We start from the raw sequence: 14,284 nt of genomic DNA, 5'->3' as shown, positions 1-14,284 counted from the left end.
GAGCGGGGCTGGTGTGCGCTGGCGACGGCCGGCGCGCATGGCTTACATCTGTTCGATCATCACGTCGCCGAAGCCGGAGCACGACACCTGGGTCGCGCCTTCCATCAGGCGGGCGAAGTCGTAGGTCACGCGCTTCGAATCGATGGCCTTCTCCATCGCCTTGATGATCAGGTCGGCCGCTTCGATCCAGCCCATGTGGCGCAGCATCATTTCAGCGGACAGGATCAACGAGCCCGGGTTGACGTAATCCTTGCCGGCGTACTTGGGCGCGGTGCCGTGTGTGGCTTCGAACATCGCGACCGAGTCCGACAGGTTGGCGCCCGGCGCGATGCCGATGCCGCCCACCTGGGCCGCCAGCGCGTCCGAGATGTAGTCGCCGTTCAGGTTCAGGGTGGCGATCACGCTGTACTCGGCCGGACGCAGCAGGATCTGTTGCAGGAAGGCGTCAGCGATCGAATCCTTGATCGTGATGTCGCGGCCGGTCTTGGGATTCTTGAACTTGCACCATGGTCCGCCGTCGATCAGCTGCGCGCCGAATTCCTTCTGCGCCAGTTCGTAGGCCCAGTCGCGGAAACCGCCTTCGGTGTACTTCATGATATTGCCCTTGTGGACAATGGTCACGGATGGCTTGTCATTGTCGATCGCGTACTGGATCGCCTTGCGCACCAGGCGCTGCGTGCCTTCGATCGACACCGGCTTGATGCCCAGGCCCGAGGTTTCCGGGAAGCGGATCTTGGTGACGCCCATTTCCTTGACCAGGAAGTCGATCAGTTTCTTCGCGCCTTCCGAACCCTGCTGGTATTCGATGCCGGCGTAGATGTCTTCCGAGTTCTCGCGGAAGATCACCATGTCGGTCTTCTCCGGCTCTTTGACCGGCGATGGCACGCCGGTGAAGTAGCGCACCGGGCGCAGGCAGACGTACAGGTCCAGCTGCTGGCGCAGCGCCACGTTCAGCGAGCGGATGCCGCCGCCGACCGGCGTGGTCAGCGGGCCCTTGATCGACACCACGTAATCCTTCAGCACGGTCAGGGTTTCTTCCGGCAGCCACACGTCCGGGCCGTACACGGTGGTCGATTTTTCGCCGGCGAAGATTTCCATCCAGCGGATCGCGCGCTTGCCGGCGTAGGCCTTGGCAACCGCCGCGTCGATCACCTTGATCATGACCGGGCTGATATCGACACCGGTGCCATCGCCCTCGATGTAGGGAACGATAGGGTTATCTGGTACATTCAGGGAAAAATCGGCGTTGACGGTGATTTTTTGGCCGTCGGCAGGTACTTTGATATGCTGATACATCGTGTTCTCCGAAGTGGGCGCTCGGCAAGCAGCTGGCTGCTCACGGAGCATGAATTTGTTGCCAGTTTAACACATGAATCTTAGGTCTTCTATAAGACATAAGACAGGCGTTTCCCATTATGCACCAGTATTTTAGTAGGCGCCACGGTTTTCCATGGCAGGCTGACAAGCCTACACCAAAATCAACTTAAGTGAAGTATGTCCCTCATTCTATTTAATAAACCTTTCCAGGTGCTGTGCCAGTTCTCCCCGCAGGACGGCCGCGCCACGCTGGCCGACCATCTGAAGATCCCGAACATCTACCCTGCCGGCCGCCTCGACGCCGACAGCGAAGGCTTGATGCTGCTGACCGACGACGGCAAGTTGCAGCACACCATCGCCCACCCCGACCACAAGGAAGCCAAGGTCTACCTGGTGCAGGTGGACGGCGTGCCGGACGCCGACAGTCTGGCCCGGCTGCAGGCGCCGCTGGACCTGGGCGACTTCGTCACCAAGCCGTGCAAGGCGGTACGGATCGCCGAACCGGAATGGCTGTGGCCGCGCAATCCGCCCATCCGCAGCCGCGCCGAGCAGCCGACCAGCTGGCTGGCGATCACACTTCAGGAAGGCAAGAACCGCCAGGTGCGGCGCATGACGGCGGCCGTCGGCCTGCCGACGCTGCGGCTGGTGCGCAGCGCCATCGGCGCGATCTCGCTGGCCACGCATCCGCTGATGCCGGGGGAATGGATGGAAGTGTCGGCCAAGGATGTGGCCGGCCAATGATGCGTTGCAGCAAATAAAATTCCGGAAAATTGCGCGTTTTGTGTCAACTGGAAATTTTCGGGCGGCGTTAATGAGCTAGATTCATATGAATCTTCGTTTTTTTTAGCTGGTTAAATCTCTGCCAAAGGAAATCATCATGTCCAAGATCATCGCTGCCCTGGTTGCTTCCCTGTTTGCCGCCTCCGCTTTCGCCGCAGCACCATCGGCCTCGGCCTCCGCTTCGGCCATGGCTTCTGCCCCGATGGCATCGGCGTCCGCTTCGGCCGACGCTTCCGCTCCTAAAGCCAAGAAAGCCAAAAAAGCCAAGAAAGCCGCCTCGGCTGAAGCTTCGGCCTCGGCTTCGATGCCAGCCAAGTAATCGCCGCACTCCAGGCAAGCCGGCCATGCGCCGGCTTTTTTTACGTCTACGCATGCGAAAAAACCCGCGCTGACCAGAGGCCAGGCGGGTTCTTGCTTTAAATCCCGGAAGGGAATTAAGCGGACAGTGCTTTCAGAGCAGCTGCCAGACGGCTCTTATGGCGAGCTGCCTTGTTTTTGTGAATGATCTTCTTGTCGGCGATGCTGTCGATGGTCGACACGGACGATTGGAAGATTGCGGTCGCAGCAGCTTTGTCGCCGCCCTGGATCGCTTTGCGAACTGCTTTGATAGCGGTGCGCAGGGTCGAACGCTGGGACGAGTTGTGAGCGTTTTGCTTAACTGCTTGACGAGCGCGCTTACGCGCTTGTGCGGTATTTGCCATGGAATTTCCTAAAACAGGGTAAAGGTGCGTTTGCAAACATTATTGTTTGCCAAACAGGTGCGTTCAGTGCGTCTGCCGAACCATGTGAGTCAAACTACTGCCTGCCAAACATTAGTGTCTGCGTAACAGAATTCTGTACAGCCTGCGATTATAGCGATGTTTTCTGTCAGGAGCAACTATAATCATGCCCCATGAACTTGCTTAAAACTCTAGCCGCCATCTCCAGCATGACCATGCTGTCCCGCGTTACCGGATTATTGCGTGAAACCTTGTTTGCCCGGGCCTTCGGCGCCGGCGCCTACACGGACGCTTTCATCGTCGCGTTCCGCATCCCCAACCTGCTGCGCCGCCTGTTCGCCGAAGGCGCATTTTCCCAGGCCTTCGTGCCGATATTGTCGGAATATAAAAACCAGCACGGCCAGGAGGCCAGCAAGACGCTGACCGACCATGTCGCCAACACGCTGGTATGGTCCACGCTGTTCGTCAGCGCGCTCGGCATCATCGGCGCACCGTTGTTTGTTTACCTCATCGCCACCGGCCTGGACAAACAGCCCGGCGCCTTCGACGCCGCCGTCTGGATGACCCGGCTGATGTTCCCTTATATTAGCTTCATGGCCTTCGTCGCGCTGGCCGGCGGCGTGCTCAACACCTGGCGCCAGTTCAAGATCCCGGCCTTCACGCCGGTGCTGCTGAACCTGTCCTTCATCGCCGCCTCGGTGTTCCTGCAAGCGCACATGGCGCAGCCCATCTACGCCATGGCGATCGCCGTGTTCGTCGGCGGCATCCTGCAGGTGGCGATACAGATCCCGGCGCTGATCAAGATCGGCATGCTGCCGACGCTGTCGTGGAACCCGGCGGCCGGCCTCGGCGATCCGGGCGTGCGCCGCGTGCTGAAGAAGATGGGCCCGGCCGTGTTTGCCGTGTCGGCCGCGCAAATCAGCCTGATGATCAACACCAGCATCGCCTCGCGCCTGGCCGAGGGCAGCATTTCCTGGCTATCCTACGCCGACCGTCTGATGGAATTCCCGACCGCGCTGCTGGGCGTGGCGCTGGGCACGATCTTGCTGCCCAGCCTGTCAAAGGCCCAGGCCGACGGCGACCCGCAGGAATATTCCGACTTGCTGGACTGGGGCCTGCGCCTGACCTTCCTGCTGGCGCTGCCGGCGGCGGTGGGCATGGCCGCGCTGGCCGAGCCCCTGATCGCCACCCTCTTCCACTACGGTAAATTCACCGACGAGGCGGCCACCCAGTCCGCCCGTCCGCTGATCGCTTACAGCGCCGGCCTGCTGGGCATTATCCTGGTCAAGACGCTGGCCCCGGCGTTCTACGCGCGCCAGGACATCCGCACCCCGGTCAAGATCGCCATCGGCGTGCTGGTGGCCACGCAATTGATGAACTGGATTTTCGTGCCTTACATCCAGGTGGCCGGCCTGGCGCTGTCGATCGGCATGGGCGCCTGCATCAACGCAGCCTTCCTGTACACCGGCCTGCGCAAGCGCGGCATTTACCAGCCCAAGCCGGGCTGGCCGCTGTTCTGCGTCAAGCTGGTGGTGGCGTGCGTGCTGATGGGCGGCGCCGCCTGGTACGGCGCGCAGCAGGTGGACTGGCTGGGCCTGCAACACCACACGCTGCTGCGGGTGGGTGCGCTGATGCTGTTGATCGGCGTCTGCGGCGCGGTCTACTTCGCCGCGCTGTTCGCCATGGGCTTCCGCCTGCGCGACATCAAGCGCACGGCGCGCTGAGCCAAAACATCAGACGTAAAAAAACCCGCCAAGGCGGGTTTTTTTACGTCACAGCTAAAACTTAGGCTGCTTTTTTTGCTTTGCGACGAGCAACAACACCCAGCAGTGCCAGGCCGCCCAGCAGCATGCCGTAGGTTTCTGGTTCTGGTACGGCGGTCACGGTGATCGAACCGTTGTAGAACGCCGACGAAGCGCTGGTTGGCGTGCCACCCAGGGTCAGGGTGAATGGCGAGTTAGCGCTGACTTGGAACGAACCCAGGCTGGCGAAAGGGCTGCCCCAGATGAACACTGGTGCTTGGCCATTCAGGCTAGCGGTTTGGATGTTCACGTTGGTTGCGCTGTAGTTCAGCTGAACGTTGTACAGGCCAGCAGCCAGACCGGTGAACGACAGAACATCCGAACCGCCGGACAGCAGGCCATCGCCTGGCAGCGACAGACCCGAGAAGCCCGTAGCAACGCCCAGGGTCACCGGAATGTTCAGCTGATCAGCTGCAAATGCGCTAACCGAAGCGGCGGCCAGCAGAGCGCCAGCAACGAAAGATTTCAATTTCATGTGATTTTCCTTAATCAAACGAATTGTGGCTGCGCTTTCGCCAACCACCGTGTAGTTAATAGGAGTACTTCGGGAAGAATAATAACATAAGAATATCAATCCGCATTGTAATTTTTCCACTTTTCATTTCTATTATGCAATCTTTTTCACCCTGTGAAAATAACGGGGAAATTGCCGCGCTTTTGAACAAAAAAAGTGACAATTTGAGAGAAAGAAATTCAAAAGTGTGGCTTCCAAGCCGCTATTCTTGCGGGATTGGGGGCGGTTCGGAGTGTGCGGGCTCATCAGGAGTCGGCGGCGCCTCCGGCTCCTGCGGCGGACTCACCGGAGCCTCCACCGGCGGGTTAGGCGCTGCCGGAGATGGCGGTGGTGGGGGTTGCTGTACTCCAGGTACAGGCGCGGTGACACGCGGAGCCGGTCCGGTCATTTCAGACGGCGCCGCCCCCGCCAGAGTCATCGAAAACTTCCAGTCTGAAATATGATTCTTGCCTTCAAATCCCGTAAAGCGGGAGGGAAAGTTTCCTACTTTCACCGGCTTGGCGTCGGACAGGCTGTACACCGCCAGCACCCCGACCTTCTCGCTCAGATACTGGATGCCCCACTCCGCCTTGCCGGTCATCGGATCGACAAAAATCTTGCGCAGGTGGCGGCGGGTGCCGGGAAAGCGCGGATCTTTCAGCAATTCCTTCAACGACGGCGGTTGCGGCGGCTGGCCGGCCGGCGTGGCGTCGGCATAGCTCTTCAAGGCGTCGCTGAAGGCGGCGCCGATATCGAGCAATTCCATCTCCGCCCGGCTGCGCTGCACCACCGAGCCCAGCTTCAATGCCGAGGCCGTCACCAGCCCGACGATCGCCAGCAGGATAATCAGGCTCAGATAGGTAAAGCCGCCGCTGCGGCCAGGGCGCGAAGCACGCATCACCAGTCGGAATAAGGTTTGCCGCTGCGGTCGGTGCCGGGAGCGCCGCTCTTGATGTTGTAGACCCCGCCCTTGGCGACATCCTCCGGCGGCACGATGATCCACGTGCTATCGCTCTCGGTGATCGGATCGACCGGCATCGCGCGCAGATACTTCTTATCCACCAGCTGCTCCAGCGTGTCCGGATAGCGGCCGGTATCGCCATAGTATTGATCCAGCACCTGCCGCACATTGCGCAGATTATCGGCCAGCACGATCTCCTTGGACTTGTCGACGCTGGGAAAATAGCGCGGCACGGCCAGCGTCAACAGCAAGGCGATGATGCCCAGCACCACCAGCAGCTCGATCAGCGTGAATCCCTTGGTTTTCATCTTCACCATTTTCTATACGGCACACCGTTCAGGCCGGTCTTGTCGCTCAGGCTGTAGACATCGTAGACATCCTCGCCCTCCCTGGGCTGGTCGGCATCGCTGGCGTAGCTGCGCTTGCCCCAGGTCTGCGATTCGCCCAGCGACGCATCCGGGTTGAACGGATCGCGCGGCACCCGGCGCAGGAAGTACATCTTGATGTGCTTGGGATTCTGCAAATCCGGCACGCCCTCCACCAGCAGATCCAGCGTCTTCGGGTAGCCGGTGGACGCCAGCGACTTGGCGATGCGGCCCTGGTCGTAGGCCAGCTTGTACGCGTCCAGCGCGTGGCGGATCTGATGCAACCCCTCGCGCAGCTCCTGCTCCTGGCGGCGCTGCACCACCACATGGGCGGTCGGCACCACGAGCGCGCTGAGCAGGCCGAGGATGGCCAGCGTCACCAGCAGCTCGATCAGCGTGAACCCGCGGACGCGCTTCATCATGTGCTTACTGCTGCACCGGCGGGATCGTCGCAGGCTCAATTTCCGGCGGCGGCAGCAGCACCGGCTGCGGCTGTTGTCCCTGCGACGGCGGCAACGGCGCCGGCTGGCCCTGCGACAGCGGCATCGCCTGCACCGGCGACTGGTGCACCGGCGCCGTCTGCACGCCCGCAGGCGGCGGCAAGGCGCCCGGCGGCGGCGGCATCGCCACGGCAGGACGCGCAGTCATGTCGGGACGGCGGCGGAAGCTGGCCTCGGTACCGGCCGAGAACTCCGACGCCGACGCTTCCGGACGCTGCACATTGCGGATCAGGTGCGGCGTGATCGACAGCACGATCTCGGTCTTCTGGTTGTCGTCACGCTTGCTGCCGAACAGGCGGCCGACGATGGGCAGGTCGCCCGCGCCCGGCACGTGGTTGGCGGTGCCGCGTTCCTCGTTGTTGATCAGGCCGGCCAGCACCTGGTTCTCGCCATCCTTCAGCTGCAGCATGGTGGTGGCCTGGCGCGTGCCGATCTGGTAAGCCGTGCCGCCGCTCTTGGTGGTGATGGTGCCGGTCAGGTTGCTGACCTCCAGCTGCACGCGGATCGCCACCTCGTCGTTCAGGTAGACGGTGGGCTCGACGTTCAGCGTCAGGCCGACATCGACGTAGGTGACGTTGTCGCTGGCGAAGCCGCCTATGCCCGAAGACACGGTGGTGGTAATCACCGGCAGCTTGTCGCCGATGACGATCTTGGCCTTTTCCTTGTTGCGCACGCGGATGCGCGGATTGGCCAGCAGGTTGGAATCCGTATCGTTCTTGTTGGCGTTGACGCCGAGCGCAATGCCGGTCACGCCGATGGTGCGCTGGTTCAGGTTGTTCAAGTCGCGGATGGTGATGCCGGTGCCGCCCGAGGTCGACAGCGGCGTCAGGCCGACACCGGTCGGCCACACGACACCCAGGTCCATCACGCTGCCCTTCTTGACCTCCAGGATCTCCACCTCCAGCATCACTTCCGCTTCCGGCGCGTCCTGCAGCGCCACCAGCTTCTCGGCCAGGCGGATCGCTTCCGGGCTGTCGCGCACGATCAGCAGGTTGAGCTTTTCATCGACCACCACATCGCGCGACTTCAGGATGGTCTTGAGCGTATTGGCCACCAGCTTGGCCTCGGCGTTCGCCAGGAAGAAGGTCTTGACCGTCATCTCCTGGTATTCCTTCAGCTTGGCCGCCACGTTCGGGTAGATCAGGATGGTGTTCGCATCCATCACCTGCTGCTCCAGCTGATTGGTCAGCAGCAGATAGTAGATCGCCGATTCGACAGTGCTGTTCTTCAGCAGCACGGTGGTGCGCTGGTCGGTCTTGACGTCCTTGTCGAACACGAAGTTCAGGCCGGAGCGGCGCGAGATCACTTCGAACACCTGCTTCAGCGGCGCGTCGCGGAACTCGATCGAGATCGGCTGCTTGTAGGTTTTCGCCAGGCCGGGTTCCGCCGCCGCAGGCGCCAGCTTCTCCGTCACTTCGCGCAGCATCTGGCGCGCCTTGTCGTTGGTCGGGTTCTCGATCAGCATCGCATTCAGCTTCTGCTTGGCCAGCTCGTACTCGCCCTTGTTGGCGTGTGCGCCGGCGGCCGCCAGCAGCTTGGCCTGGCGGTCGTCGCGCTCCAGCGCGCGCATGCCGGCGCGGGCGCGTTCGTTGAGCGGGTCCAGCGCCAGCACGCGGCGGAACAGCTGCGCCGCCTGATCCTGCTTGCCCTCGTCCTGCAGGCGCTCGGCCTGGTCGAGGAAGCGCAGCGCGGCGCGGTCGCGCTCCAGCAGGAAGGCCGAGCGGTACTGGGCGTTGCCCGGTTCCGCCTTCACGGCCTCCTGGTATTTGAGCAGGCCAGCTTCGATCTGGTCCTTGGCGATCAGGTCGCGGCCATCGCGATAGGCCATTTGTCCGGCACAGCCGCCCAGGGCGACGGCCAACAAGGCAGGCAGCGCGGCGCGGCGGCCCAAATTCTTCAGATGACTAGCCATCAGTCGAGGACTCCAATATTGATCTGTTGTACCTGATTCAAAGGCAGATAAGTTACGGACATCAGCGGCGGCGCGATCTTCTCGACGCGGTAGGTGCCGTCAATGACGGTTTGATTGCGCACCACATAAGTCTTGTCGCCACGCGCAAGATAGACTTCCCAGGCGCCGTCGGCGACGCCCTTGCCCAGCACTGTGAACGGCATCGGCGGCGCCACCGGTGCGGGCGGCGGTTCCTTCGATGGTGGTGGTGGTGGCGGCGGTGGCGGGTTCCAGTTCTGTCCCAGGAAGACGCCCTCGCCCGATTCGAACGTGGCGTCACCGGATTCGCCCACCAGCATGGCGCGCGGCGTCAGGCGCAGGATCGCCACATCGGCTTGCGGCTTGCCGTCCTTGCCGGCGCGCGGCGCGGGCGCTGCTGCCGCAGGCGCAGTTGATGCGGCGGTCGATGCGGAGGCGCTGCGCGCCACCGGCTCGGCGATATCGCCCGACGGCGAGTTATCGCCGAACAGCGCCAGCCAGGCCGTCGCAGCCAGCGCCACGCCCATCACGATTTGGTAGGGCTTCATGGCTCGCCATCCTTCAGGTACAGGGTAAAGCGCAGGCGCGCTTCCACCGTGGATTCGGCGATGGTCTCGCGGCGGAAGCCGATTTCGTCCAGCGACGCAAACGGCATCTCGCGCAGACCCTGCATGGCGAACTGCCAGATCGACTGGTACGGCCCCTTCACCGGCAGGATGATCTGGTAGGTGCTGACGCGACTGGCCTTGTCGTAGCCGGCCTTGTACTCGCCCAGGCTGAGCGTCAGATTGTTCTTGGCCGCCAGGTCGAACAGCACCTTGACCTGCTGCTCGGCGTAGCGGTTCTCGCCCAGCACCTCGTAGAAGCCGGCCAGGTTCTGGTTGGCCGATGGTGGCGGCGGCGCCGTCACCAGCGACGTCGGCGTAGGCAAAGGCTGCGCCATCAAGCGCTCCTGCGCCGCGCGTTGCGGCAGCAGCCAGCCCCACGCTGCGGCTGCGGCAAAGCACAACGCCAGCGCGATGCACGCCGGCGCGCCCAGACGCACCAGCGCCAGCCGCGCGCGCAGCACGAACGTGGCGACGTTCACCTTGATGTCCGCAGTGCTCATCGGCTTACCCATGCGGCCTCCAACTGGAAGCGCAAGGGCCGGTTGGGATCCTGCTCGTTGATTTCATGACGGGTCAGCGTCACGCCACTGAACAGCTCCTGCTGCTTCAGCTCCGCCACATAGGCCACCATGTCGTCGCTGGTTTTGGTTTCGGCGGTAATCTTCAGCACCTGCTTGCGCGAGTCCGGCTCCATCGCCACCAGCGCCACGCTGCGCGGCGTGGCCGCGGCCACCGCATCCTGCAGATCGCGCCACGGCAGGTTCAGTTGCAGGATGGCGCCGTTGACGAAGGCCGCCTGCCCTTCCGGTATCGCCACCCGCGCCACCTCCACCGGCCGCGCCGAGATGGCCGCAGCGCGTTCCTGGATGTGACGCAGCTGGTGCTCGCGCAAACGCTGCTGCTCGACCAGCTTCCAGCCGCCGAAACCTGCGGCCGCGCACAGCAGCAATCCCGCGCCGCCCAGCGCCAGCAACGCAGGATGGGTGTGGAACAAGCTGCGGCGCAGGCCGCGCGGTGCGAAGTCGATATTCATCTGTCTCATGCCCTGCTCCCGCCACGCGCCAGCAGCGCCATCGTCGACAGCCCGCCGCCGGACGCCTGCTGCGCCAGGTCCAGCACCGCGCAAGGGATGTGCGCGGGATGCTCGGTCGCCTTGCTCCATGCGGCCGGCGCCGAACCGCATACCTGCAGCAGCTCCGGCGCGTCCATGTCAAGCAGCAGCGCTTCACGTTTCAATGTCTGGCCCAGCCAGTACTGGTCTGCGCCCTGCCCGGTCGGCATGGGCAGCGCGCGGATGGCGCGTATGCCTTTGCCGTCCGCTTCGATGGCGGCCAGCGTCAGCAGGTTGTCATGCACCAGGCCGAACCACGCGCCCGGCTTCACGCCGCGCCGCCAGCGGTTGTAGGCCGTGATGAAGTGCGGCTCGATGCCGACGACGTGCAGCTTGAATTCCTGCGCCACCAGCTGCAGCACGGCCAGCAAGGCGCGCGGCACGGCGGCGGCGAAGAACGGCTGCGCGGCATCCCAGTCGCCCGCGATCTGCCAGGCCGCAGGCGCTTCGCCATACAGCGCCTGGAAACGGAAGCCGGCCGCCGCTTCGATGTCAGCCAGCCGCGCCGCGCCAGGCGGCGGCACGACGCGCCACATCCGCGTCAGGTCGTCGGCCAGCACGATGCTGACCGGCCAGCCGGCCACGCTTTTGTCGCCGAGCTGTTCGCCCAGCAGCGCGCGCAGCGCATTGGCGATGGCGTCGAACGGATGCTCGCCCGACGGTGCGAACGCATGCTCGGCCAGCACCGTGACCGGCTCGCCGCGCCAGCGGCTGATGCGCAGCAGGCTGACCGCATGGGCGGAGACGCCGATGCGCAGTGATTGTCCAATAGCTCTACGCATGCAAGGTAACTCGTTTGATTTCGGACAGCGTGGTGCCGCCCCGTTTGACCAGCTCCAGCGCGGCCTGCCGCAGGCTGCGCGTGCCGTTCTCGTAAGCCGCCTGCTTGATCTGGCGGATCGGCCGCTTGTCGACGATCAGTTCGCGGATCTCGTCGTTCAGCGTCAGGATCTCGGCGATCGAGCGGCGGCCCTTGTAGCCGGTGCCGCGGCAATCGCCGCAGCCTTTGCCCTGCATGAAGCGGTAGTCGTAGACATCGGCGCGCGCCAGGCCGACGCTGGCCAGTTCGTGGTCGTCCGGCGTGTACTGCGCCGCGCAGTGCGGGCAGTTGATACGCACCAGGCGCTGCGCCCAGATGCCGTTCAAGGCCGACACAAACGCATACGGATCGATGCCCATGTGCGTGAAGCGGCCGAACACGTCGAACACGTTGTTGGCGTGGACCGTGGTCAGCACCAGGTGGCCCGTCAGCGCGGACTGCACGGCGATTTCCGCCGTCTCGCGGTCGCGGATCTCGCCGACCATGATCTTGTCCGGGTCGTGGCGCAGGATGGAGCGCAGGCCCTTGGCGAAGGTCAGGCCCTTCTTCTCGTTGACCGGGATTTGCAGAATGCCCGGCAGCTGGTACTCGACCGGGTCTTCGATGGTGATGATCTTCTCGCGGCCGTTGTGGATCTCGGTCAGCGCCGCGTACAGCGTGGTGGTCTTGCCGGAACCGGTAGGCCCGGTCACCAGCAGCATGCCGTAGGCTTCCTGCGCCAGCACGCGCAGCGTGGCCAGCGACGGCGCATCGAAGCCCAGCGCTTCCAAGGTCAGCGAGCCGTAGGCTTCGATCATGGCGCGCTTGTCGAGAATACGGATCACCGCGTCCTCGCCGTGTATGCTCGGCATGATGGAGACGCGCAGGTCGATCTCGCGCGAGTTGGCTTCGACGCGGAAGCTGCCGTCCTGTGGCACGCGGCGTTCGGCGATGTCCAGCTCCGCCAGCACCTTCAGGCGCGAGATGATCTGCTCGGCGACGTCGATGCCGTTGACGGAAGTGGCGTGATCGAGCACGCCGTCGACGCGGTACTTGACCGCCAGGCCGCCGGCCGTGCTTTCCAGGTGGATGTCGGAGGCGCCGGCTTTCAGCGCATCGTACAGCGTCGAGTTGACCAGGCGAACGGCGGGGCTGGCCGCTTCCGACACCGATGCGAACGACAGCACGGCGGCGGTCTTGCCATCGCGCCGGCCTTCGCTGGCGCCGGGCAGCAGCGAGTCGGTGGCGCGCGCGGATTCTTCCTGCTTCGACAGGTAGGCCTGGATATCGGCTTGCAACGCCAGCCGCGTTTGCAGCGGCGCGTGCGGCGTGGCGCGCGCCTGCGTGCCCAGCCAGGTTTGCAGATCGAGGTCAAAGGGATCGGCGATCACGCCGACCACCGTACCGTCATGCGCGCGCAGCAGCACGCAGTGGCGCGCCAAGGCTTGCGACAGCGGCAGCAGATCGAAGGCCGGCGTGTAGGCCAGCATGTCGATGGTCTCCAGCACCGCCATGCCGAACGGCTGCGCCAGCGCCTGCACCACCAGGCGCGCTTCCATGCCGCTCAGCGCGACCAGTTCTTCGACCAGCGTGCGTTTCGATTGCTGGCGCAGGTGGCGCGCGCGCGCAACCAGCGCAGTATCCAACGCCGGCAATGCGGCAACGAGGTGCGGGGTGGCCTGGGCCGTCATGACATGTCTCCGGCCAGATCGAAAATCGGCATATACAGCAGCACCACGATGGCGCCGACCACCAGGCCGATCGCGGCCATCAGCAGCGGTTCAAAGGTTCGTGTGAAGCGTTCTATCCAGCGGCTGATTTCGCCGTCGTAGAAGGCGGCGGACTGGGTCAGCATCGGCCCCATGTCGCCGGTGCGCTCGCCCACGCGCAGCATGCGCAGCGAGATCGGCGTGGTCAGCTGGCTGGCCTCGAAAGCGGTCGACAGCGGCAGGCCCGATTCGATATCGGCGCGCGCCGTCTGCAGGTTCTGGCGGATGCCGGCCGACACCATGCCCTGCACGGTCTCGATCGCGTGCACGATGGTGATGCCGCCTTCGCTGAGCATGCCCAGCGTCAGGTACAGCCGCGACAATTCGTAGATGCGTACCCGCTCGCCGATGCCGGGCAAGCGCCCCAGCAGGCGGGCGAAGCCGCCGCTGCCCATCAAATGGCGCACGCCCAGCGCCAGCGCGGCCAGCACGGCGGCGATGCCGCCCAGCAGCAGCGTGGTGTGGGCGCCGGCGAACTGGCCCCAGTTCAGCATCTGCTGCGACAGCCACGGCAGGTTGCGGCCGGCGCCCTGGTAGACCTCGGCAAAGCGCGGCACGACGTAGCCGATCAGGAACAGGCTGACGCCGCCGCCGACCAGCAGCAAAATACAGGGATAGATCGCGGCCGACACCAGCTTGCCGCGCACCAGGTCGATGCGCTGCTGGTAGTCGATGAAGCGGGACAGGGAGCGCGGCAGGTCCGACGTGCCCTCGGCCGCCTTGACGATGCCGATGTACAGCGGCGGGAACAGTTCGGGTTGCTCGGCCAGCACGGCGGAAAAGCGCTGGCCTTCGCGCAGGCCGGCCAGCAGGCGCTCCAGCACGCTGCGCGTGACGGGGCTGGTTTCCTTTTCCAGCAGCGCCTCCAGGCCTTCGACGATGCCGAGGCCGGCGGTCAGCAGCGCCAGCAGTTCCTGGCTGAACAGCACCAGCGACAGGCCCTTGCCGCGCGCCTTGCCGCCGCGCAGGCCGAGGCTGCCGCGCACAGGCGCGATGGCGCTGACGTACAGGCCGCGCGCCTCCACCTGCCGGCGCGCATCGGCCTCGTCCCGGCCGTCGATCACCAGATGCGAGATGGCCATATCGGCCGACAGGGTGCGGACATCGAACTGCATGGACTGCTTTCCTGG

The 14,284-nt window shown here is 64.1% G+C and carries 16 protein-coding genes; 2 read left to right on the top strand and 14 right to left on the bottom strand.

Features of this window, described 5'->3' with window-relative positions; all coding sequences use genetic code 11:
* Positions 1-42: 42 nt before the first annotated feature.
* Positions 43-1,296, bottom strand: coding sequence for an NADP-dependent isocitrate dehydrogenase (gene icd / locus GEV02_RS07790; protein ID WP_152804151.1), 1,254 nt, complete (start codon positions 1,294-1,296; stop codon positions 43-45).
* A 198-nt stretch (positions 1,297-1,494) separates the two neighbouring features.
* On the opposite strand from icd, the gene GEV02_RS07785 reads away from it, so the two are divergent.
* Complete coding sequence (locus tag GEV02_RS07785) at positions 1,495-2,058, top strand: pseudouridine synthase (RefSeq protein ID WP_152837468.1); 564 nt, start codon at positions 1,495-1,497, stop codon at positions 2,056-2,058.
* A gap of 102 nt (positions 2,059-2,160) precedes the next feature.
* Here the strand turns inward: GEV02_RS07785 and GEV02_RS32790 are convergent, their stop codons facing one another.
* The gene (locus tag GEV02_RS32790) at positions 2,161-2,412 is read right to left on the bottom strand and encodes a hypothetical protein (RefSeq protein WP_174999012.1); all 252 of its coding nucleotides are present in this window, start codon (positions 2,410-2,412) and stop codon (positions 2,161-2,163) included.
* A 119-nt stretch (positions 2,413-2,531) separates the two neighbouring features.
* Positions 2,532-2,798 carry a 30S ribosomal protein S20 gene (gene rpsT / locus GEV02_RS07775; protein ID WP_008446456.1) on the bottom strand — a complete coding sequence of 89 codons (267 nt, stop codon included), beginning with the start codon at positions 2,796-2,798 and terminating at the stop codon, positions 2,532-2,534.
* Positions 2,799-2,989: 191 nt separating this feature from the next.
* On the opposite strand from rpsT, the gene murJ reads away from it, so the two are divergent.
* Entirely contained in the window at positions 2,990-4,540 is a 1,551-nt protein-coding gene (murJ, locus tag GEV02_RS07770) for a murein biosynthesis integral membrane protein MurJ (RefSeq protein WP_152837467.1), read from the top strand.
* A 61-nt stretch (positions 4,541-4,601) separates the two neighbouring features.
* Here the strand turns inward: murJ and GEV02_RS07765 are convergent, their stop codons facing one another.
* The 11 genes from GEV02_RS07765 to GEV02_RS07715 form a co-directional block, all read right to left on the bottom strand.
* Positions 4,602-5,093 carry an FxDxF family PEP-CTERM protein gene (locus tag GEV02_RS07765; RefSeq protein ID WP_152837466.1) on the bottom strand — a complete coding sequence of 164 codons (492 nt, stop codon included), beginning with the start codon at positions 5,091-5,093 and terminating at the stop codon, positions 4,602-4,604.
* Positions 5,094-5,334: 241 nt separating this feature from the next.
* A complete protein-coding gene (locus tag GEV02_RS07760) occupies positions 5,335-6,009 on the bottom strand; it encodes a type II secretion system protein (protein ID WP_152837465.1) in 675 nt (224 codons plus the stop codon).
* Positions 6,009-6,389 (bottom strand): type II secretion system protein, encoded by a 381-nt coding sequence (locus GEV02_RS07755; RefSeq protein WP_152837464.1) that lies wholly within the window; start codon positions 6,387-6,389, stop codon positions 6,009-6,011. The genes GEV02_RS07760 and GEV02_RS07755 overlap by 1 nt, the downstream gene beginning before the upstream one ends.
* On the bottom strand, positions 6,383-6,859 hold the full coding sequence (locus tag GEV02_RS07750; RefSeq protein WP_152837463.1) for a type II secretion system protein: 477 nt from the start codon (positions 6,857-6,859) through the stop codon (positions 6,383-6,385). Before GEV02_RS07750 ends, GEV02_RS07755 begins: the two co-directional genes overlap by 7 nt.
* 4 nt (positions 6,860-6,863) lie before the next feature.
* Positions 6,864-8,849 (bottom strand): secretin N-terminal domain-containing protein, encoded by a 1,986-nt coding sequence (locus GEV02_RS07745; protein WP_152837462.1) that lies wholly within the window; start codon positions 8,847-8,849, stop codon positions 6,864-6,866.
* Complete coding sequence (locus GEV02_RS07740; protein ID WP_152837461.1) at positions 8,849-9,415, bottom strand: hypothetical protein; 567 nt, start codon at positions 9,413-9,415, stop codon at positions 8,849-8,851. Before GEV02_RS07740 ends, GEV02_RS07745 begins: the two co-directional genes overlap by 1 nt.
* Positions 9,412-9,987, bottom strand: coding sequence for a hypothetical protein (locus tag GEV02_RS07735; protein WP_152837460.1), 576 nt, complete (start codon positions 9,985-9,987; stop codon positions 9,412-9,414). The genes GEV02_RS07740 and GEV02_RS07735 overlap by 4 nt, the downstream gene beginning before the upstream one ends.
* Positions 9,972-10,517: a PilN domain-containing protein gene (locus GEV02_RS07730; RefSeq protein WP_152837459.1), complete on the bottom strand. Its 546-nt coding sequence runs from the start codon at positions 10,515-10,517 to the stop codon at positions 9,972-9,974. Before GEV02_RS07730 ends, GEV02_RS07735 begins: the two co-directional genes overlap by 16 nt.
* Positions 10,514-11,368, bottom strand: coding sequence for a hypothetical protein (locus tag GEV02_RS07725; protein ID WP_152837458.1), 855 nt, complete (start codon positions 11,366-11,368; stop codon positions 10,514-10,516). Before GEV02_RS07725 ends, GEV02_RS07730 begins: the two co-directional genes overlap by 4 nt.
* The gene (locus tag GEV02_RS07720) at positions 11,361-13,076 is read right to left on the bottom strand and encodes a GspE/PulE family protein (protein ID WP_152837457.1); all 1,716 of its coding nucleotides are present in this window, start codon (positions 13,074-13,076) and stop codon (positions 11,361-11,363) included. Before GEV02_RS07720 ends, GEV02_RS07725 begins: the two co-directional genes overlap by 8 nt.
* The gene (locus GEV02_RS07715) at positions 13,073-14,269 is read right to left on the bottom strand and encodes a type II secretion system F family protein (RefSeq protein WP_152837456.1); all 1,197 of its coding nucleotides are present in this window, start codon (positions 14,267-14,269) and stop codon (positions 13,073-13,075) included. Before GEV02_RS07715 ends, GEV02_RS07720 begins: the two co-directional genes overlap by 4 nt.
* Between the last annotated feature and the right edge of the window lie 15 nt (positions 14,270-14,284).

This window comes from Rugamonas aquatica, assembly GCF_009380215.1.
Taxonomy (GTDB): domain Bacteria; phylum Pseudomonadota; class Gammaproteobacteria; order Burkholderiales; family Burkholderiaceae_D; genus Rugamonas; species Rugamonas aquatica_B.
The sequence above is the reverse complement of the archived record's forward strand: the minus strand, read 5'-3'. Positions and strand labels throughout refer to the sequence as shown.

Bases quoted from the DNA above. Each gene is read 5' to 3' on its own strand.
- icd (WP_152804151.1), bottom strand. From the start codon at position 1,296: ATGTATCAGCATATCAAAGTACCTGCCGACGGCCAAAAAATCACCGTC.
- GEV02_RS07785 (WP_152837468.1), top strand. From the start codon at position 1,495: ATGTCCCTCATTCTATTTAATAAACCTTTCCAGGTGCTGTGCCAGTTC.
- rpsT (WP_008446456.1), bottom strand. From the start codon at position 2,798: ATGGCAAATACCGCACAAGCGCGTAAGCGCGCTCGTCAAGCAGTTAAG.
- murJ (WP_152837467.1), top strand. From the start codon at position 2,990: ATGAACTTGCTTAAAACTCTAGCCGCCATCTCCAGCATGACCATGCTG.
- GEV02_RS07765 (WP_152837466.1), bottom strand. From the start codon at position 5,093: ATGAAATTGAAATCTTTCGTTGCTGGCGCTCTGCTGGCCGCCGCTTCG.
- GEV02_RS07760 (WP_152837465.1), bottom strand. From the start codon at position 6,009: ATGCGTGCTTCGCGCCCTGGCCGCAGCGGCGGCTTTACCTATCTGAGC.
- GEV02_RS07755 (WP_152837464.1), bottom strand. From the start codon at position 6,389: ATGGTGAAGATGAAAACCAAGGGATTCACGCTGATCGAGCTGCTGGTG.
- GEV02_RS07750 (WP_152837463.1), bottom strand. From the start codon at position 6,859: ATGATGAAGCGCGTCCGCGGGTTCACGCTGATCGAGCTGCTGGTGACG.
- GEV02_RS07745 (WP_152837462.1), bottom strand. From the start codon at position 8,849: ATGGCTAGTCATCTGAAGAATTTGGGCCGCCGCGCCGCGCTGCCTGCC.
- GEV02_RS07740 (WP_152837461.1), bottom strand. From the start codon at position 9,415: ATGAAGCCCTACCAAATCGTGATGGGCGTGGCGCTGGCTGCGACGGCC.
- GEV02_RS07735 (WP_152837460.1), bottom strand. From the start codon at position 9,987: ATGGGTAAGCCGATGAGCACTGCGGACATCAAGGTGAACGTCGCCACG.
- GEV02_RS07730 (WP_152837459.1), bottom strand. From the start codon at position 10,517: ATGAGACAGATGAATATCGACTTCGCACCGCGCGGCCTGCGCCGCAGC.
- GEV02_RS07725 (WP_152837458.1), bottom strand. From the start codon at position 11,368: ATGCGTAGAGCTATTGGACAATCACTGCGCATCGGCGTCTCCGCCCAT.
- GEV02_RS07720 (WP_152837457.1), bottom strand. From the start codon at position 13,076: ATGACGGCCCAGGCCACCCCGCACCTCGTTGCCGCATTGCCGGCGTTG.
- GEV02_RS07715 (WP_152837456.1), bottom strand. From the start codon at position 14,269: ATGCAGTTCGATGTCCGCACCCTGTCGGCCGATATGGCCATCTCGCAT.